Annotated in this window: 18 protein-coding genes; 13 read left to right on the forward strand and 5 right to left on the reverse strand. The window is 68.6% G+C overall.

The annotated features are described in order from the left end of the window. The first annotated feature begins 31 nt into the window (after positions 1–31). From OG555_RS32015 to OG555_RS32045, 7 genes are read left to right on the forward strand one after another with little or no spacing between them, the layout of a single operon-like run. A complete protein-coding gene (locus tag OG555_RS32015; protein WP_329476275.1) occupies positions 32–919 on the forward strand; it encodes an acetaldehyde dehydrogenase (acetylating) in 888 nt (295 codons plus the stop codon). Next, positions 916–1,926: a 4-hydroxy-2-oxovalerate aldolase gene (gene dmpG / locus OG555_RS32020; RefSeq protein WP_329476276.1), complete on the forward strand. Its 1,011-nt coding sequence runs from the start codon at positions 916–918 to the stop codon at positions 1,924–1,926. The genes OG555_RS32015 and dmpG overlap by 4 nt, the downstream gene beginning before the upstream one ends. Then, positions 1,923–2,786, forward strand: a complete 864-nt coding sequence (locus tag OG555_RS32025) for a 2-keto-4-pentenoate hydratase (RefSeq protein ID WP_329476277.1) — start codon at positions 1,923–1,925, stop codon at positions 2,784–2,786. Before dmpG ends, OG555_RS32025 begins: the two co-directional genes overlap by 4 nt. Next, entirely contained in the window at positions 2,783–3,526 is a 744-nt protein-coding gene (locus OG555_RS32030; protein WP_329476278.1) for an aspartate/glutamate racemase family protein, read from the forward strand. Before OG555_RS32025 ends, OG555_RS32030 begins: the two co-directional genes overlap by 4 nt. Continuing rightward, on the forward strand, positions 3,523–3,993 hold the full coding sequence (locus OG555_RS32035; RefSeq protein WP_329476279.1) for a RidA family protein: 471 nt from the start codon (positions 3,523–3,525) through the stop codon (positions 3,991–3,993). The genes OG555_RS32030 and OG555_RS32035 overlap by 4 nt, the downstream gene beginning before the upstream one ends. A 24-nt stretch (positions 3,994–4,017) precedes the next feature. After that, positions 4,018–4,338 carry a hypothetical protein gene (locus OG555_RS32040; protein ID WP_329476280.1) on the forward strand — a complete coding sequence of 107 codons (321 nt, stop codon included), beginning with the start codon at positions 4,018–4,020 and terminating at the stop codon, positions 4,336–4,338. Between the two features lie 40 nt (positions 4,339–4,378). Further along, entirely contained in the window at positions 4,379–5,128 is a 750-nt protein-coding gene (locus OG555_RS32045; protein ID WP_329476281.1) for a YqjF family protein, read from the forward strand. Here the strand turns inward: OG555_RS32045 and OG555_RS32050 are convergent. Further along, the gene (locus OG555_RS32050) at positions 5,100–5,900 is read right to left on the reverse strand and encodes a hypothetical protein (protein ID WP_329476282.1); all 801 of its coding nucleotides are present in this window, start codon (positions 5,898–5,900) and stop codon (positions 5,100–5,102) included. The two genes, OG555_RS32045 and OG555_RS32050, sit on opposite strands and share 29 nt — an antisense overlap. Positions 5,901–6,010: 110 nt before the next feature. Here OG555_RS32050 and OG555_RS32055 point away from each other — a divergent pair, with 110 nt between their 5' ends. From OG555_RS32055 to OG555_RS32065, 3 genes are all read left to right on the forward strand, one after another. Continuing rightward, on the forward strand, positions 6,011–6,496 hold the full coding sequence (locus OG555_RS32055) for a MarR family winged helix-turn-helix transcriptional regulator (RefSeq protein ID WP_329476283.1): 486 nt from the start codon (positions 6,011–6,013) through the stop codon (positions 6,494–6,496). A gap of 78 nt (positions 6,497–6,574) precedes the next feature. Further along, positions 6,575–6,757, forward strand: a complete 183-nt coding sequence (locus OG555_RS32060) for a hypothetical protein (protein ID WP_329476284.1) — start codon at positions 6,575–6,577, stop codon at positions 6,755–6,757. A 142-nt stretch (positions 6,758–6,899) separates the two neighbouring features. Beyond that, positions 6,900–7,694, forward strand: a complete 795-nt coding sequence (locus OG555_RS32065) for a GNAT family N-acetyltransferase (protein ID WP_329476285.1) — start codon at positions 6,900–6,902, stop codon at positions 7,692–7,694. Between the two features lies 1 nt (position 7,695). On the opposite strand, the gene OG555_RS32070 is transcribed toward OG555_RS32065, so the two are convergent. Continuing rightward, positions 7,696–8,280 (reverse strand): GNAT family N-acetyltransferase, encoded by a 585-nt coding sequence (locus OG555_RS32070; protein WP_329476286.1) that lies wholly within the window; start codon positions 8,278–8,280, stop codon positions 7,696–7,698. Then, positions 8,277–9,074 carry an SGNH/GDSL hydrolase family protein gene (locus OG555_RS32075; protein ID WP_329476287.1) on the reverse strand — a complete coding sequence of 266 codons (798 nt, stop codon included), beginning with the start codon at positions 9,072–9,074 and terminating at the stop codon, positions 8,277–8,279. Before OG555_RS32075 ends, OG555_RS32070 begins: the two co-directional genes overlap by 4 nt. Before the next feature lie 57 nt (positions 9,075–9,131). Between OG555_RS32075 and OG555_RS32080 the strand changes: the two genes are divergently transcribed. Next, complete coding sequence (locus OG555_RS32080) at positions 9,132–12,131, forward strand: sacsin N-terminal ATP-binding-like domain-containing protein (protein WP_329476288.1); 3,000 nt, start codon at positions 9,132–9,134, stop codon at positions 12,129–12,131. On the opposite strand, the gene OG555_RS32085 is transcribed toward OG555_RS32080, so the two are convergent. Next, a complete protein-coding gene (locus OG555_RS32085; RefSeq protein ID WP_329476289.1) occupies positions 12,099–13,874 on the reverse strand; it encodes an AfsR/SARP family transcriptional regulator in 1,776 nt (591 codons plus the stop codon). The genes OG555_RS32080 and OG555_RS32085 overlap by 33 nt on opposite strands. Before the next feature lie 53 nt (positions 13,875–13,927). Beyond that, positions 13,928–14,743: a class I SAM-dependent methyltransferase gene (locus OG555_RS32090; RefSeq protein ID WP_329476290.1), complete on the reverse strand. Its 816-nt coding sequence runs from the start codon at positions 14,741–14,743 to the stop codon at positions 13,928–13,930. A 313-nt stretch (positions 14,744–15,056) separates the two neighbouring features. Between OG555_RS32090 and OG555_RS32095 the strand changes: the two genes are divergently transcribed. Next, complete coding sequence (locus OG555_RS32095) at positions 15,057–16,898, forward strand: ABC transporter substrate-binding protein (RefSeq protein WP_329476291.1); 1,842 nt, start codon at positions 15,057–15,059, stop codon at positions 16,896–16,898. Then, positions 16,895–17,989: an ABC transporter permease gene (locus OG555_RS32100; RefSeq protein ID WP_329476292.1), complete on the forward strand. Its 1,095-nt coding sequence runs from the start codon at positions 16,895–16,897 to the stop codon at positions 17,987–17,989. Before OG555_RS32095 ends, OG555_RS32100 begins: the two co-directional genes overlap by 4 nt. Positions 17,990–18,015: the final 26 nt, after the last annotated feature.

Genomic DNA, 18,015 nt, shown 5'->3' on the forward strand with positions numbered 1-18,015 from the left:
CCACCGACACGCCGGAGGGAAGCGACATACGGTGACTACGAAGACCTTGACCGCCGCGATCGTCGGCTCGGGAAACATCGGCACGGACCTGATGTTCAAGCTGCTGCGCTCGCGACAGATCGAACCTCGATGGATGGTGGGAATCGATCCCGAGAGCGCCGGCCTGGCCCGCGCCCGCGATGCCGGGCTGGAAACGACCGCGGAGGGGGTGAATTGGCTGCTCGGCCGGTCCGAACTGCCCGACATCGTGTTCGAGGCGACCTCGGCCGCGGTTCACGCGGCGAACGCGCCTCGCTATGCCGCGGCCGGTATCACGGCGATCGACCTGACGCCGGCCGGTGTCGGGCCTGCCGTGATCCCGGCCGTCAACCTCGACGATCACCTCGAGGCCCCGAACGTGAATCTCGTGAGTTGCGCCGGGCAGGCGACCATCCCCATGCTCGCCGCGATCAAGTCCGCCGCGAACGTGACGTACGGCGAGATCGTCGCCTCGATCGCCTCCGCGTCGGCCGGACCTGGCACCCGGCAGAACCTCAGCGAGTTCTGCCTCAAGACGGCGGACGCCCTGCGGACTGTGGTCGGCATTCCGCGTGCGAAGGCGATCTCGGTCATCAACCCGGCGGAGCCCGCGATGACGATGCGGGCCACCGTCTACGCCTCCGTGACCGACTCGGACGAATCCGCGATCGAGGCCGCCGTGACGGCGATGGTCGCTTCGGTGGCGACGTACGTCCCCGGTTATGAACTGCAACTGCTCGACGTCGACCGCGACGTCGTCACGTGCATGGTCAACGTCGAGGGTGCCGGCGACTATCTGCCTCGCTATGCCGGAAACCTGGACATCATCACCGCCGCGGCGGTTGCGGTCGCGGACGGAATCGCCCTCACCCGATCCGAGCAGAAGGAGACCGTGGGATGACCTTGAACCTCGTGGACACGAGCCTGCGCGACGGCATGAGCAGCGTCTCGCACCAGTTCAGCACAGACCAGGTCGCGGCGATCGCCGGTGGCCTCGCCCGCGCCGGCGTCCGGACCATCGAGGTCGCCCATGGTGTCGGCATCGGCGGTTCGTCGCTGCAGTACGGTCGTGCTGCCGCCACTGACAAGGAGTACGTCGAAGCCGCTGTCCAAGCGGCTCCCGGAGCGTCGATCGCCGCCCTCTATGTCCCCGGCATCTCGACCTTTGCCGACCTCGACGACATCGAGCAGGCCGGAGCCACCACTCTGCGGGTGGCGGTCCACTGCACCGAGGCCGATTGCGCGGAGCAGGCCGTGCGACGGGCCCGCCAGGATGGTCTCACCGCCATCTGCTTCCTGATGATGAGTCACAAGATCGAGCCGGCTGAGCTTGCGCAGCAAGCATCCAAGCTCGAGAGCCGCGGCGCGCAGGTCGTGTACGTTGTTGACTCGGCCGGAGCCATGGTCCCCACTCAGGCAGCGGCACGCGTTGCCGCCCTGCGCGGCGCTGTCGACATCCCAGTGGGCTTTCACGCTCACAACAATCTCGGTCTCGCGATCGGGAACTCACTCGCTGCCGCTGAGAACGGAGCGACCTACATCGACGGCTCGCTGCGCGGGCTCGGTGCCAGCGCGGGGAACGCGCAGACGGAAGTGCTGGCGGTAGCGCTCACCCGGTCGGGCTTCCAGCTGGATGTCGATGCCTTCGCCCTCGCCGAACTCGCCGAGCAGGTGGTCGCGGCCTGCATGAAGGCTCCCCAGATCATCGACGAGGCCGCGCTCCTCATCGGCTACGCCGGTGTCTACTCCACCTTTTTCCACCCGACGAGACGTGCCGCCGCCAAGTTCGGCACACCCGTGCGTGACATTCTGCTGGAGCTGGGCCGACGCAACATCATCGGCGGTCAAGAGGACATGATCATCGACGTCGCGGCCGAGTTGGCCGGGCAGCGCGAGGCCTCCCGATGACAGTGGCATCGCGCGATCACCAGGCGGCGAGTCAGATCGCCCAGGAGCTACTGACGGCCCGGCGAGGACGCCTGCCGATGCCGCCGATCTCCAGAACGCACCCGGCGCTCGACATCGACGACGCCTACTCCATCCAGTCTCACCAGGTCGATCAATGGCGCCTCGACGGCGACACGATCGCCGGATTCAAGATCGGCCTGGTGGCCGAAGCGATGCAGCAGCAGATGGGAGTCCACGAGCCGGACTTCGGGCACGTGATGGCCAGTTCGATCCATCGGCCGTCGACGGAGCTGGACCGGGCCGGATACGTCGCACCCTTGGTGGAGCCAGAGCTCGGCTTCGTCCTCGCCGCTGACCTGCCCAGTACGGGCGTCACCGCCGACGATGTCCTCGCCGCCACGGCGTACGTCGTACCGCTCGTCGAAGTCGTCGACTCCCGGATCAGCAACTGGGAACTGACCATCGTCGACACCGTCGCGGACAACGCCTCCTCGGGCGGCGTCTACCTCGGTGCGAGCCGGCACTCCCCGGGCAGCATCACGCTCACCGATGTCACCTGCACCCTCCTGGTCAACGGGGTCGAGCGTGCCGGCGGCACCGGGCGGGACGTCCTCGGTCATCCCGCAGAGGCTGTTGCCTGGCTCGCCAACGAGCTGGGGCGCCGCGGGGTCCGGCTCGGGGCCGGCCATCTCATCCTGTCCGGCGCGATGACGCGGGCTGTTCGCGTCGACGTCGGTGATTCGATCACCGCGGGCTTCGGGCAGTTGGGTACCGTGCGACTCCCGGTGACCCGCTCCGCCGCAACACCAACTCACGACATCTCGTTCGACGCGGAAGCGAGGAAGGGCTCCGGATCATGAGCGTGCCAACCACTGCCTCCCATGTCGGCGTTCTCGGCCACACGATCGAAGGCGCGGCGTTGTGCTGGACCGAGGTCGCCCGCCACAGCGCGAAGCTCGGGCAGCCCCAGCATCCTGACATCACGATGGACTGCATCTCGTTCGAACGAGTGATGCCGGCCTGGGAGGCGGGCGATCTCGCAACGGTGCGGGCCGTTCTCCGCACCAGCGCCGAGAGACTTGCGAAGGCCGACGCGGAGTTCTTCGTCTGCCCCGACAACACCGCGCACCTGGCGCTCGAGGCCGCCGGGCCGGAGTTTCCGCTTCCGGGCTTGCACATCGTCGACGTCGTCGCCGACGCCGCCCAGGCTGCCGGCTACCAGCGAGTCGCGATCCTGGGTACGCGCTTCACGATGAATGGTCCCCTCTATCCGCGCGAACTGGCCAAGCGTGGCATCACAGCGGTGATCCCGGCGGAGACCGAACGCGAACGTATCCACGACGCGATCTTCACCGAGCTCGTCTACGGGCGGGTGCCGGAGAGCGTGCGGAGCACCTTCCACAGCATCGCCGAGCGGATGCAGGCGGAGGAAGGCTGCGACGCGGTTGCCGCTGTGTGCACAGAGATCCCGCTGGCCATCGACTCCTCCACCTCCCCGATCCCCGTCCTCGACTCGACCCGCCTCCTCGGCCGCGCGGCCGCCGAGGTGGCGCTCGGGCGCCGCCCGCTTCCGGTGTGGAGCGGGGGCGCGTTCGGGTGAACCGACCACAGGACCACCTCGCCAGAGCTGGTTTGGAGCTGCCCCCGCACCCACCCGGGCCGGCTGGGGCTTATCGGTCCGCCACCCTCGACAGGGGCCTGCTCTTCACCTCTGGCCAGGTCCCGCTGGCCGATGGGCAACTGCTTGCCCAAGGCAAGGTCGGCCAGGAGGTCGAGCCCGGCGTCGCAGCGTTGTGCGCACAGGCGGCGGCTCTGAACGCTCTCGCGGCGGCGGCCGAGGTGATCGACCTCGCCGAAGCCCGCGGCTGTGTCTCACTGCGCGTCTTCGTCGCCGGTACGCCGGCCTTCACCGACTATGTATCGGTTGCCGACGGCGCATCACGAGTCATCGCGGCGGCGTTCCCGGACGCAGGCCTGCCCGTTCGCACCGCAGTCGGTGTGGTGTCGCTCCCGCTGGACGCCCCTGTTGAGGTGGAACTGATCCTCACGCTGGACGACGCCCGCTGACCACTGGGGGCTACGCTCTGTGGCATGACTGCTGGCAGGTACGTCGCGCGGATCGTCGAGGTCCCGGATCACGGCATCAAGCTGGAGCCCGCGGAGGGTTCGGTCACGCCGGAGGAGCCGACCGAGGTGAACCTCCTCGGGATGGCGATCGCGCTGGCGCTCGGTGCGGCCGGGTATCGGCATCACGCCGAGCAGCGTGATCCGGAGCTGCAGACACTCGACACGTTGTTGAGCGGTGACGCCGTGATGCCGTGGCGACCGGCCGACGGCGGTGCTACGCCGTACATCGTCTGCGCGCTGAACGACGGGCGCCCGACGTGCGAGGTCCGCCCGACCGCCGACTGATGGCGTGCCGGCGGCGTAGGGACCTGCGGTCTGCTGACTGATGGCCGACGCGATCTGGCCGGCGGCGCCGGAGCTGCGGCGGCCGCGGATCCTGCGGCAGCGGTGGCTCGATCTGACGTTCCTGCACTGGGCCGTCGAACCGGCTGACGTCGCGCAGTTCTTCCCGGCAGGCACCCGTCCCGACACCTTCGAGGGACGCACGTACGTCGGCCTCGTTCCGTTCCGGATGGTCGACACCGGGTTGCCGCACGGACCCGCCGTACCGTATGTGGGCACGTTCCTGGAGACGAACGTGCGCCTGTACTCCGTCGACGAGGCCGGCCGGCGTGGTGTCGTCTTCCTCAGCCTCGACGCGAACCGCCTGGCTGTCGTCACCGCGGCCCGCACCGTCTTCGGCCTGCCATACCGCTGGGCTCGGATGACGCACATCCGCGACGGCAACCACCACACCTACACATCGACTCTCCGCTGGCCCGGCGTTCAGGCGAGCGCGACCATCGACGTCGAGGTCGGCGCTCGCCTGGAACTCGGGCCGCTCGAAAACTTCCTCACCGCCCGCTGGGCCCTTCACACCCACCGCGCCGGCCGCACCTGGTACCTCCCCAACCACCACCCACCCTGGATCCTCCACACCGCCGAGCTTGTTGGGCTGGATGCCGACGACGTCCTGACCTCGGTCGGCCTGACCGCGCCGGGCCGACCTCCCGATCACGTCGCCTTCAGCCCCGGCGTACCTGCCGAGTTCGGCCTGCCGCCGAGGGCTACTTCAGCAGGGCGTCCGTCTGGCTGACGAGGAACGGGAGTTCGACCTGGCGGGCCCAGCGGTTGACCTCGGTCGCGAGCGCCCGGGATCCGGCGAGGTCCCCTTCATCCCGAAGCAGTACGGCGAGCAGAGCCTGCTGAGCCAGCGCACCCAGCAGATGCCCCACCTTCTGCCGGAGCTCCGTCGACCGCTCCCACTGCTCCCGCGCAAGCACGAGATCGCCGGCAGTATGAGCGTGATCGCCGAGATGCCGCAGCGCGAGCGAGGCGAGCAGTTCGTCGCCGCTCTTCTCGCCGAGCTGCATCGCGGCAGTGAAGTGGATGAACGCCTCGTCGCTGCGGCCCCGGAGATTGTCGGCGATCAGGCCGGCGTAGAAACTCACCGCACCGCGTCGAGGGTCACCGGGAGCGTTCTCGCCGAGCCGTTCCGCGCGGCTGGCGAGAGCGGCCGACGTAGCCTCGTCACGCCCCTCTGGGCCGAAGCTCAGATCGCCCGACTGGACCAGGGCTGTGCCGTAGTCCTTGCGCAATCGCAGCATCTCGACGTCCCAGGTGACTGTTGCATCGGTCGATTCGCCGATCAGTTGGGTGATGGCGGTGAGCGCCGCGGGGGCATGGGTTGTCTGTTGGGCGAAGTCTTGGTCGACGGCGACCTCGGCGCGGGCCAATGCAAGGGCTTGGTGCTCGGCGGGGTTCTCGGCTTGGCTGGCGCGGAGGAGTTCGGTGGCGGCAGTCCATTGGCCGGCGCGCATGAGGTGGGTGGCGGCGGTGACGACGGCGGTGGCGGCGAGGTGGGTCATGGGGGTGCTCCTCACGATGAGCTGGAGGCTGGAGCAGCAGGGTATTTCGACGTCGAAATATTTGACAACTAACCTTCAGCGGATGAAAAGTTAGACGGGTGAAGGATTGGGTGGATGACCATGTCGACCTCTGGTCTGCGGAGTGGCCGGAGCTCGATCGCCGAGTCGAGGGCATCGCGGTCCGGCTGCAGGCGCTGGCGCGCTACCTGGATCGGCATCGGGACGCGGTGCTGGCGGAGTTCGGGATGCAGTGGTGGGAGTTCAAGACGCTCCACATGCTCCGCCGCGGCGGTTCGCCATACCGGGCGACCCCGGGCGAGCTCGCCAAGCAGCTGGGGATGTCGGCGGCGGCGCTCACCAACCGCCTGGACGCACTCGAACGCCGCGGCTATGTCGAGCGCTCGCACGACCGCGACGACCGCCGCAAGGTGGTCGCCACGCTCACCCCGTCCGGCCACGAGATCTGGGAGCGCGGCATCGGCCAGATCCAGCACGTCGAACAGGACCTGATCCACAGCGTGTCCTCCAGCGACCGCATCCGCCTCGAGGCGCTCCTCCGCCGGCTACTCATGGCGACCGAGAAATCCGACGGCTGATTCACGCACGGGATGTCAAGATCGCGTCCGCGGCTCCGACCTCTGGTTGTACGGACCAGAGAATCGGAGGACGGAGTGATGGAACCGCTGAACCTGATGGTGTCGCTGAGTCACTTCGCGAACCAGAAGCCGAAGAACAAGCGCGGGCTGAGTGAGCGGGTCGGGCGCGGCCGGCGGGGTGAGGAGCGTCCGCAGCCGGAGCGTACGCACGGATGGTGGCGGAGCCGGTTGCACGGGGTGGCGAGGATCGCCACGCGGTGAGCCGCAGCGGCGGGAGGCCGGTGGTCACGGATGGTGGGGCTCGGCTGCAAGGAGTGGCGAGGACAGCCACGCGGTGACGGGCTGGCATTTCAGCAGGGTGAAATACAGGGCGGATTCCGGGGAGTCGTGGAAGAGTCCTCTCGTGACCGATGCGAAGAGTGAGCAGGCCCGGCAGTTGCTGGCGGTGTACGACGACCAGCTGCGTGGGACGAGCGAGAGCGCGGACGTGCCGACGAGCATGGACGGGCCGGTGATCCGGGTCGAGTACCCGAACCGTGGGTTCGTCAGCTACCGATCGCTGGAGGGGCTCGACGGCGCTGAGGTCGACGCGCTGATCGCCCGCCAGCGGGACTACTTCGCGGCCATGGGCCAGTCGGTCGAATGGAAGCTGCGCGGTCACGACCTGCCGGCGGATCTGCAGGAGCGGCTGCGCGCGGCCGGGTTCGAGCCCGAGGAGCAGGAGACCGTCCTGGTCGCGGAGAGCGCGGACATCGTCGAGCGGCTGCGCGGACGCACGTCCGTCGACGGCATCACCATCGGCCTCGTGAACGACCGCGCCGACTTCGAGCGCATCGCGGCGATGGAGTCGACCGTCTGGAACGACGACTGGTCCTGGCTCACCGACGATCTGGTCCGCCGTCACGCGACCGGGCTGACCGACATCTACGTAGCCGAGGCGGACGGCGAGGTCGTCTCCGCAGCGTGGGCGGTCTACAAGAAGGGCACCGAGTTCACCGGTCTGTGGGGCGGCTCGACGCTCGCGGAGTGGCGTGGCAAGGGCATCTACAAAGCCCTCGTCGCGGTCCGCGCCGCCCGCGCGGTGGAGCTCGGCTACAAATACCTCCACGTGGACGCGTCCGACGACAGTTCCCCGATCCTGCAGCGCCTCGGCTTCCTCGCGGTCACCACCACCACGCCGTACGTCTACACCCCGTGAGTCAGCTGGGTGGGCGGTAGAGGGCGTAGTGCATCGGGCCGTTGTGGGGGAGTTCCAGTTCGGCGATCGTGGTGAAGCCCAGAGACTCGTAGAACGAGAGGTTCGCCGGGTCCTGGGTCTCCAGGTACGCGGGTAAGTGCTCGCGGTCCGCGGCGGCCAGGCCGGGCGCGACGACCGCTCGGCCCAGACCCTGGTGCTGCCGGTCGGGGGCGACGCCGAGGATGGCGAGGAGCCAGAGTGGAGTGCGTGGGCGGAAGATGCCCATCGCCTGGCCGTACTCCGCGGCGACGGCTGCGCGTGATCCGGCGAGTTCGTTGAAGGCGTCGGCGAGCTTGCCCAAGGCATCCGGGGGAGTGGCGGGCGTCGTCCAGATGGCCACGGCGCCGACGTCGTCGGTGACCCAGACCCGGCCGTGCGGGATGCCGATGCCGGTGAGGAAGTGGCGGTTGTACTGCGAGAGCCGGGTGAGGTAGTCGTCGGGGTCGAGCCCGGCCCGGGTCATCGGGTAGTCCTCGAACGCCTGCGTCAGGGTCCGGACCGCCGCGTCGATGTCGGAGGTCGTTGCCTGGCGCACCTTTTCGGTCATGATCGGAGCGTGTGCACGATCAGGTCGGCGACGGCGCGCATGCCGGCCGCGTTCGGGTGGTACGGGACGAAGCCGCGGAGGCGGCCGAGCGGGCCCCGACTGAACCCGGTCGTCCACGGCTCGGGGGAGCCGATGCCGTGGTCGCGGCTCGCGGCCGAGGCCGTGATCAGCTCGGCGCCCGTGCTGGCCGCAGCCTTCGCGAACGCCGCCGCCAGGCCGTCGGCCATCAGGGCGACGCTCGGCAGTTGTTCCTCGTTCAGTGGTACGTCGCGACGCGGACGGGTGCTCGGCCCGACGAGGGTGAGGTAGTCGACGAGCACGACCTGGGCGTCCGGCGCACGCTCCCGGACGCGCTCGACCACGGCGACGAGGGAATCCGTGACGGCCTGGTAGGCCGCGTCGTCCTTGAGGTAGCTGACCCGCGCCCGGATCCGGTTCGCGACGCGCCGGCCGAAGATGGTGGCCGGCTTGGCCAGCAGGTTGAGGTAGCTGCCGCGGATGAACGTCCCGACGTAGTCGAGATCGTTGCCGCCGACAGTGATCGTGACGAGCGCCGTCTCCGGGGTGACGGCGTCGAGCTGCGGGGCCGCCTCGTCCTGCCGGGTGTCGAGGAGGTGCGCGGTGGTCGCACCGGAGTAGGTGACGTCGGTCAGCTCCAGCCCGAGCTCCGCCGCGACCAAGTGGGCGTAGTTGTTGCCCGATCGGCCCGCCGGGGCAGACACGATCGGGTCGATCCCCGGACCGGAGGCGAACGAACTTCCGAGGGCGACGTACCGGCTGCCGGGAGAGATCACCGGACCACGATAGCCGGGCCGGCGGGCAGGCCGGCGGCGTTGGGGCATACTGCACCGGTGAGCGACGACGTGTTCGGTACGGCGGGGATTCGCGAGCGGGTGCTGGCCGGGTGGTCGGCGGCGCCGGTGCGGTTCCGGGAGGACGCGAACGCCGAGGAGGATCTGGCGCTCGGTGGGTACGTCGACCGGCTCGTGATCGAGCTCGCGCAGAACGCCGCGGATGCGGCCGCGCGGGCGGGGGTGCCGGGCCGGGTGCTGTACGAGTTCCGCGGCAGCACGCTGGTGGTTGCCAACACCGGTACGCCGCTGTCGGCCGAGGGAGTCGAGTCACTTGCGACGCTGCGTGCTTCGGCGAAGCGGGACGAGCCGACGGTCGGGCGTTTCGGGGTGGGGTTCTCCGCCGTACTCGCGGTGACGGATGAGCCGGTGATCCTGTCGCGGACCGGTGGGGTGCGGTTCTCGAAAGCGGACACGGCGGCCGCGATCGCCGGGCTCGGGTCGGCCGGCCTCGACACCGAAGTACGCCGGCGGGACGGGCAGGTGCCGGTATTGCGGCTCCCGTTCGAGGCCGAGGGCGAACCACCCGAGGGCTACGACACCGCGGTCATCCTGCCCCTCCGCGACGAGGCCGCCGCCGCACTCGTCCGTCGACTGCTGGCTGAGGCGGGAGACGCGCTGTTGCTCGCACTACCCGGTCTCGAACGCATCGAGATCGAGACCGACGAGGGACGCCGGGTCCTGCAGGACGCCGAGTCCCGCTGGTGGATCCACCGCGCCGCCGGAGTCTTCGACGACCTAGAACGCGAAACGCTCCTCGCCGACCGCCCCGTAGAAGAACGCTCCCGCCCCAACTGGTCGGTCCTGTGGGCCCTTCCACGCCACGAGGTCGCGGTGCGAGAAGAATCGTCGGGCGGCGGTGTGGAGTTGCCAGGGGTTGTCCAGGCCCCTACACCTACGGACGAGCCGTTGTCGCTGCCTGCGTTGCTGTTGGCCAGTTTTCCGTTGGATCCGACGCGGCGGCATGTGGCCAAGGGGCCGTTGGCGGATCGGCTGGTGTGGGAGGCGGCCAGGGCGTACGGCGAGTTGGTGCGGGAGCGGGCTGAAGCCGGGGGTGACGTCCTGTATCTGGTGCCGACCGGGCTGGCGGCGGGTGCTCTTGATGGTGCGTTGAGGGACGAGATCGGCAAGGTGCTGCCCGGCACGCCGATGGTGCGGGCGGTTGAGGACGATGTCTTGCTCAGGCCGCGAGATGCCGTGGTGGTGGAAGGCGCGGACGACGCGTTCAACCGGGTGCTGGCACCGATCGTGCGCGGGTTGATCCGGTCGGCACGACAGGACAGCCTGGCGTTGGATGCGCTTCACGTACGGCGGCTCGAGCTGGCGGAGGTGGTGGATCAGCTCGGGGGAGTGGCGGCCGACGAGCCACCCGAGTGGTGGCGGAACCTCTACGGCTCGCTGGCCGGCATGGTGACGGATGCCTTGCTGCGTGAGTCTCTCGGCACTCTGCCCGTCCCTCTCGCCGACGGAAGGCTCGTCCGGGGCGCCCGCGGTCTGCTCCTCCCAGGCCCGGAGATCCCCACCGACAACCTGGCCGCCTTCGGGGAGTACGGCGTCCGCGTCGTGCACCCGGAGGCCGTCGACCCGGCGCTCGAGCGACTGGGCGCGCTCCCGGCGACACCACGGACGTTGCTCGAGGACAGCGCCGTACGCACGGCCGTCGAGCACTCGATCGAGGCTGACGATCCCGACGCCATCGCGCACGCCGTCCTCGGCCTGGTCGCGGCCGACCCGTCCCAAGCCGAAGGGCTGTGGTGGCTCTCCGACCTGGTCCTCCGCGACGCCGACGGCGACCACGTCCCCGCGAACGCGCTCGTCGTCCCCGGATCCGAGGCCGAGGCGGTGCTCGACGACGAGGAGGTCGCGCCGGTCGCCCGCGAGGTGCTGGACCGCTACGGACAGCCCGCGCTGGAGGCGGTCGGCGTACTCGCGACCCTCGGCCTGGTGACGTCCTCGGACGTCGCCCTCGATCAGTTGCCCGAGGCACTCAAAGACCTCGACGGCATCGAGGACTGGGCGTACGACGTGGCGCCCGACGGATCCCGGTACGGCGCAACCGTCGGAGAACTCCTGGCGATCCGCGACCTCGACTGGATCACCGACGACGCCTGGCCGCGCGTCCTCGAACTGCTCGGATCGTCACCGGAACTCCGGCGCGCCCTGGTCACCCAGGTCCGCGTCGTCGGGCCGGACGACCGTCCCCTCGGCGTACCGTCGTACGCGGCCTGGTGGATCCGCGACCGCGTGCTGCTGGACGACGGCGAACCCTTGGCCGGGCGGGCCGATCCGGCCGCCGAGCCCGTGCTGGCGACCTTCCTGGACGACGCGCCCGAGTGGACGGCCGGCCTCGACCCCGAGGTGCGTACGGCGGTCGGCCTGGTCCGCGAGGTCGGGGATCTCGACGCCGACGGCCTCAGCCTGTTGCTGGAACGGCTGGCGGACCCCGACCGAGAGGTGGAGGAGGTCGATCTGCTGCGGCTCTGGCGTCATCTCGGCACGCTGTCGCTGTTTCCGGGCGACGCGCCGGACCACGTCCGGGTCCTCGCGGACGACGGCCTGACCCGGGTCACCGATGCCGGGCGCGCGGTCGTCGTCGACGGCCCGATGTGGTTGCAGCGTGCGGATCTGGGCGGTTTCGTGGTGGCGTCGGGTGCCGCGGCGGACGGTTTGAGCGACCTGTTCGACGTACCGATGGCGCAGGAAGTTGCCGAGGGCAAGATCGACGGTCCGGGTACGGCGGCCGGCGTGCCGGCGATCGTCCGCGAGCTGGTCCCCGAGGTCCCGCCGACGTGGTGGGAGCACGAGGAGCTCACCGTCGATGGCGTCGAGGTGTCGTGGTGGGTCGACGCCGGCGGCGCACCGCACGCGGCGACGTTCGACGGCCTCGCGAAAGCGCTGGCGTGGGCGAGCGGCCGCTGGGATCAGCGCCATGTGATCCGCGCCGTGCTCAACGAACCGGACCGCAGTTCAGAGCTCCTGATCGACGCCGCCTACGACTGACCGCAGCGCGGGGTTGTCGATCGAGGTGCTGAGCGACTGGGCCGAGGCTGCGGCTCGGGGGTCGCCCAGGCGGCCGAGGTGGAGTTGAGCGTGGACCAGGAGTTCGCGCAGGTCGCACCGAGCAGCCAGGGCGGAGAGTCTGGTGGTCAAGGTCAGCGCGCGTTCGGTCTCGGATCGATCCAGGGCAGCCGTGATCGCGGCGTCCAGCACGTGTGCGTGGACCCATTGGTAGCGGTCCGGCTCGGTGCTGGCCCGGGTCAGGGCCACGTCGAGCCACTTCGTCGCGGCCGAGTAGTCGCCTCGCCGGGCGTTCAGCAGGGCGAGACCCCGGCCGGCCATGCCTTCCCAGCAAGGGTCGCCGAGTTGGCAGCTCAAGGCCCAGGCCTCCTCGAAACCGTCCGTGGCCGTGTCGAGCTTCCCGGCGTACAGGTCGAGCTCGGCGGCGAGCGCTTGCGGCCAAGGCTGGAAGGCGATCCAGCGTTCCTGCCGGACCAGGTCCAGCGTCTCGGCCAGTGCAGCCCCTGCCTCGCTGTACTCCGAACGCAGCAGATGTGCGCGCCCGACGAGTGACAACGACCACGCCTGCTGGCGGCGATCGCCACAACGGGCGGCGAGTTCGACCGATGCGTGCAGTTGCTCGAACGCGAGCGCATAGTCGGACCGGTCGGACGAGTTCATGCCGCGGACACCGAGGATCGCGGCCCGCTCGTCGTCGGTCTCGGCCACCGCCTGTGCCTTGCCCAGCCACTCGTCGGCGGTACCACGCCGTCCGGCCTGCACCTCGATGAATCCCAGCTCGCGCATCGCAAGCACCGCGGTCGCTCGCTCGCCGGCTTGATCGGCGACGAGGAGCGCTTCGTTCAGGATGATCGCACCCTCCTCGTCGTGGCCGCGGATCGCGTGCACGAGCGCGCCGCCAAGAGCTGTGAGCGCACGGGCTTGCAGCGTCTTGTCGTTGCACCGCACGGCCGACGCAGCTGCTTGCCGTAGGCAAAGGATGCCGGCGTCCACGGCACCGGCCACCAGTGCGGCGCGTCCGGCCTGGAGCTGGCTCACGGCCGCCGCACGACTGCTGAGCGGTGGCCCCTGCTGGGTCCCGATCAGGGCGGCTCCGCGCAAGGATTCGGTCACCTCGACCCCCAGCTCGTTCCGGAACAGGTCCTCACACAACGTGATCTGGCGCAGCGCGCCGGCCTCGTCGCCCGACTGCGCCAGGCTGCGGACGAGCAGTTCGTGATTGCCCTGCTCGAGTGGATGGGCGGCAACCGCTTTGGCCGCGAACGGGATCGCGTCGGCAGCCTGTCCGGTTGCCAGCAAGGCGATCGCGTGCTGCCGCAGCCGCGCCTCGATGGCGCCGGCGACCCGGCGACGCTCGACCAGCAGCCACGACTCGAACTCGGGACATGACTCGAGCTCCACACCCTCCAGCAGTTCGCCGCTCGACATCAGCAACAAGTCGTCCAACTGCAGGACATCCACCGTCGTGGCGTCGAGCCCGGCGGACACCGGATCGCCGGTCAGCACCTCCGGTACGCCGATCGCCCGGCGGAGCTCGGCCAGGGTCCAGCGGAGTGCGCCGAGCGGGTCCTCGGCATCCGCGAAGAACAGCTCGGCGAGCCGGCGGCGGCTGGGGGGCCGCTCGGCCAGCAACACATACCCGAGCAGCCCCCAAGCCTTCTTCCCCCGCGGCTGACGCCCCGGCTTCTCGATCACCGGCGGTCCGAGCAATCGGATCAGCGGCACAGGTCTCACCCCCTCGCGTGAGACCTCCAGTGTCGCCCGGTGCGTCACCCGTGTCAGCGTCGTAGGCCGACCGCCTCCAGGTACTCCGCGCGCGCCGCGACCGTACCGTCGTCTGCGTAGTCGAACGCTCGCGGTACGTCGGCGAGATCCGTGGCGAAGTGGCGATAGTCCTCACCGTCCAGCGACCCGGCCAGGCGGGTGATCGGTCCGTAGAAGTCCATGAACCACATCGCGAAGTGCTCCGGCGAGTGGTAGCGGAACACGTACTCACGCTTGGTCAGCGCCGTCCACTCGACCCGATCACCGAACAGCTCGACCAGATGCTCCTCGGTACCCCACAGCGTCGGCGACTGCACCCCGGCCGGCGGCGGCGCCCACTTGGACACCACCTTGAACAGCTGACCGATCATCCCGGCCGGCGTCCAGCTCGCCAGTGCGATCTTGCCGCCGGGCTTGACGACCCGGACGAGCTCGTCCGCCGCGCGCTGGTGATCGGGCGCGAACATCACGCCGACCGTGCTCAGCGCGAGATCGAACGCTCGATCCGGGAGCGGCAGCTTCTCCGCGTCGCCTTCAGTGAAGGTGACCGGAAGGTGCTCCGCCGCGGCCCGTTCGCGGCCCTGCTCCAGCAGGTTCGCCGCGTAGTCGACACCGGTCGCCTCGGCGAACCGCCGGGCCGCCGCCAGTGCCGCGTTGCCCTGACCACAGGCGACGTCGAGGGCACGCTGCCCGGCCCGGACGTCGGCGGCCTCGACCAAGAGCTCGGCGATGATCTGCAACGTGTTGCCCACCCGTGGGTAGTCGCCGGTCTGCCACCCGGTCCGCTGCTTGTCCTTGATCGCCTCGAAGTCCACGGCCGTACTCGTCATCTGTTTCCCCCTGGAAGTCACTACCACTTCGGTGGCCGGATCTGGCCATCTGGATCCCAGCCAAAACGGTCACCGTGTGACGCGGCGTGTGACGACGCACGGCGTCGTACGACGGGACCAACACCCGCACTGGTCACACAGAGCAAAACATCGTTGTCATAGGTTGGTATATCGACTGATCTGCGGATATGACTTCATCTTTCCAACGTGGCAACGAACTCTTGCCAACGTTGTCATCGCTACTTATAGTCCGACACACCTCTCGGTCGGTGACCGCCCTGTCCGCGCAACGGAAACGGAGGTGACTTTCGTCATGAACGAAGCGCCGCGCCCCCAGTTCGAAGATGTCGAGGATGTCGTTCGCTATCAGTTGAGTCGGCGAAGCCTGGTCGGAGGAGGTGCCGCGGCCGCGATGACCGCCTTCCTGGCGGCCTGCTCCGGCGGTGGCGGCTCGTACTCCGACAAGCCCGCCAACAACAACAAGCCCGCTGCCACCAAGTCGATCCAGATCGGCAAGGCCAACATCCCGGTCCCACGGGACCAGTCGGTCATCGTCGGCCAGGTCGAGTACACGGTCTTCGACAGCTTCAACGGGATGATCCCGAACGGCTCGCCGTCGGGTGCCGGCGTGGAGCTGAGCACCGAGCCGCTGTTCTACCTCAGCTTCGCCACCGGTGAGATGAAGCCGTGGCTGGCGACCGAGTACAAGTACAACGACGACCACACCGAGGTGACCTTCAAGTTCGACCCGAAGGCGCACTGGAACGATGGACAGCCGCTGGGCGCGAACGACTTCAAGTTCACCATCATGCTGCTGAAGGATCGCCCGGACCTGTTCGGCGGCGGCGGTGAGCTGAAGGAGTTCGTCAAGGACATCGAGGTCCCGGACGCTCAGACCGCGGTGGTCAAGATGACCAAACCGGGACCACGGTTCCACTACAACTTCATCTCCGCGATCGCCGGTCCGCCGCTCGGGATCATGCCCGAGCACATCTGGAAGTCGCAGGACCCGACGAAGTACAAGGACAACCCGCCGGTGCACAGCGGTCCGTACAAGCTGAAGCAGGCGATCCGGAACCAGAAGATGTTCGTCTGGGAGAAGGATCCGAACTACTGGAACAAGGACAAGCTCGACGTCAAGCCGCAGTACGTCGTCTACCAGAGCACGTCGAAGCAGCTCGACCAGGCGTCACTGGCGTTCGAGCGCGCGGAGTTCGACGTCGGCTCGGTGGACGAGCAGCACGCCAAGCAGTTGCGCAACACCGGCTACCCGGCCTTGCAGACCACGCGGTTCCACGACCCGAACCCGCGGGTGATGTGGCTGAACTGCGACCCGTCCCGGGGTGTGATCTCGGAGCCGAAGATGCGCTGGGCGATCAACTACTGCCTCGACCGGGAGAAGATCGGCAAGTCGATCTGGCCGGTCCCGGTGCCGCCGGCGCAGTATCCGTGGGCCGACTACCCGACCAACGACAAGTGGAAGAACGACGAACTCGCGAACAAGTACAAGTTCGAGTTCAACCCGGACAAGGCGACCCAGCTGCTCGACGAGATCGCGCCGAAGAACGCCGCCGGCAAGCGCACCTACAAGGGCAAGGAGATCAACCTCGAGATCATCACGCCCTCGCCGGTCGACGGCGGTGAGTACGCGATCGCGAACGTGCTGAAGACCGAGCTGGCCAAGGTCGGTGTCCCGGCCACCCTGCGCAGCCTGGCCGGCAACGTGCACGACGAGAAGTTCCAGCGCGGCCTGTACGACATCGACTCCAGCTGGGCCGGGATCGCGGTCGACCCCGAGCAGCTGTACTCGGACTGGACCAGCGACAAGTACCAGCCGGTCGGCAAGAACGCGGCCGGCAAGAACAAGCTGCGGTACCGGAACCCGAAGTTCGACGCGATCTCCGAGAAGCTCGCCCAGCTCGACCCGAACAGCGAGGAAGCCAAGCCGCTGCTCAACCAGGCGCTGGAGATCTACTTCCAGGACCTGCCGATGCTGTCGGTGATCCAGACCGGCTACCCGTCGTACTTCAACACGACGTTCTGGAAGGGCTGGCCGACCGACGAAGACCTGTACGAGGTCCCGCTGAACTGGTGGCAGCACTTCATCTTCGTGCTGGGCAAGATCGAGCCCACCGGGCAGAAGGGACCGGCGTGACGGCGGAGGCCCCGCCTGCGGTAGCTGTCGACAAGAGCCAGGACTCCGCACCCGTCTCGGGGGTGCGGGCCTGGCTGTCGCGGCATCCGCTGGCGGCGTACGCGATCCGCCGGTTCGGGCTGTATCTGATCGAGCTCTGGGGCGCACTGACCATCGCGTTCTTCTTCTTCCGGCTGATGCCGGGTGACCCGATCCAGACGCTGATCCAGACCCTGCAGCAGAACTACATCTACAACGCGCAGGCGAGTGCCGAGATCATCGCCCGCTACAAGCACGAGTTCGGGCTGGACGGGAACCTGCTGACGCAGTACCTGACGTACATGCAGAAGCTGATTCTGCACGGCGATCTCGGGCCGAGCCTGATCAACTACCCGACGCCGGCCCAGACGGTGATCCTGCGATCGTTGCCCTGGACGATCGGTCTGCTCGGCATCTCCGCCGTACTGGCCTGGATCCTCGGCATCGCGATCGGCGCGGTGGCCGGCTGGCGGCGCGGCAAGGCCGGCTCCGCGATCGCCACCAATCTGTCGATCGCGCTGTCGCACGTGCCGTACTTCTTCGTCGCGCTGGTCCTGGTGTACATCTTCGCCTACTCGATGGGTGTGCTGCCGGCCAGATCGGCGTACGACTCCAACATCAATCCGGGGATCAGTCCGCATTTCGTCGGCAGTGTGCTGAAGTACGGGTTGTTGCCGGCGCTGTCGATCGTGATCATCGGGACGTTCAGCTGGATCCTGTCGACCCGGATGCTGATGGTTCCGATTCTCGGCGAGGACTACCTGGTGTACGCCGAGGCGAAGGGACTGAAGGGCCGGCGGATCCTGACCCGGTACGCGCTGCGGAACTGCTACCTCCCGCAGGTGACCGCGTTCGGGATCTCGCTGGGCTTCATCTTCAACGGGAACGTGCTGGTCGAGCAGCTGTTCAACTACCCGGGACTGGGCACCACGCTGGTCACCGCGATCCAGCAGCTCGACTTCAACACGATCCTCGGCGTGACCGACATCGCGATCTTCTCGGTCCTGACCGCCGTCCTGCTCCTCGACCTCGTGCTCCCGCTGCTTGACCCGCGGGTCAAGTACTGGAATTGACGTCCTCCCCGCCCGTGAAGGATGGG

It is taken from the genome of Kribbella sp. NBC_01484, assembly GCF_036227145.1.
In the GTDB taxonomy this organism is placed as follows: Bacteria; Actinomycetota; Actinomycetes; order Propionibacteriales; family Kribbellaceae; genus Kribbella.

Coding starts and splice junctions, on each gene's coding strand:
- OG555_RS32030 (WP_329476278.1), top strand. CDS start 2,783: ATGAGCGTGCCAACCACTGCCTCCCATGTCGGCGTTCTCGGCCACACG.
- OG555_RS32060 (WP_329476284.1), top strand. CDS start 6,575: ATGGAACCGCTGAACCTGATGGTGTCGCTGAGTCACTTCGCGAACCAG.
- OG555_RS32045 (WP_329476281.1), top strand. CDS start 4,379: ATGGCCGACGCGATCTGGCCGGCGGCGCCGGAGCTGCGGCGGCCGCGG.
- OG555_RS32040 (WP_329476280.1), top strand. CDS start 4,018: ATGACTGCTGGCAGGTACGTCGCGCGGATCGTCGAGGTCCCGGATCAC.
- dmpG (WP_329476276.1), top strand. CDS start 916: ATGACCTTGAACCTCGTGGACACGAGCCTGCGCGACGGCATGAGCAGC.
- OG555_RS32070 (WP_329476286.1), bottom strand. CDS start 8,280: ATGACCGAAAAGGTGCGCCAGGCAACGACCTCCGACATCGACGCGGCG.
- OG555_RS32050 (WP_329476282.1), bottom strand. CDS start 5,900: ATGACCCACCTCGCCGCCACCGCCGTCGTCACCGCCGCCACCCACCTC.
- OG555_RS32090 (WP_329476290.1), bottom strand. CDS start 14,743: ATGACGAGTACGGCCGTGGACTTCGAGGCGATCAAGGACAAGCAGCGG.
- OG555_RS32025 (WP_329476277.1), top strand. CDS start 1,923: ATGACAGTGGCATCGCGCGATCACCAGGCGGCGAGTCAGATCGCCCAG.
- OG555_RS32095 (WP_329476291.1), top strand. CDS start 15,057: ATGAACGAAGCGCCGCGCCCCCAGTTCGAAGATGTCGAGGATGTCGTT.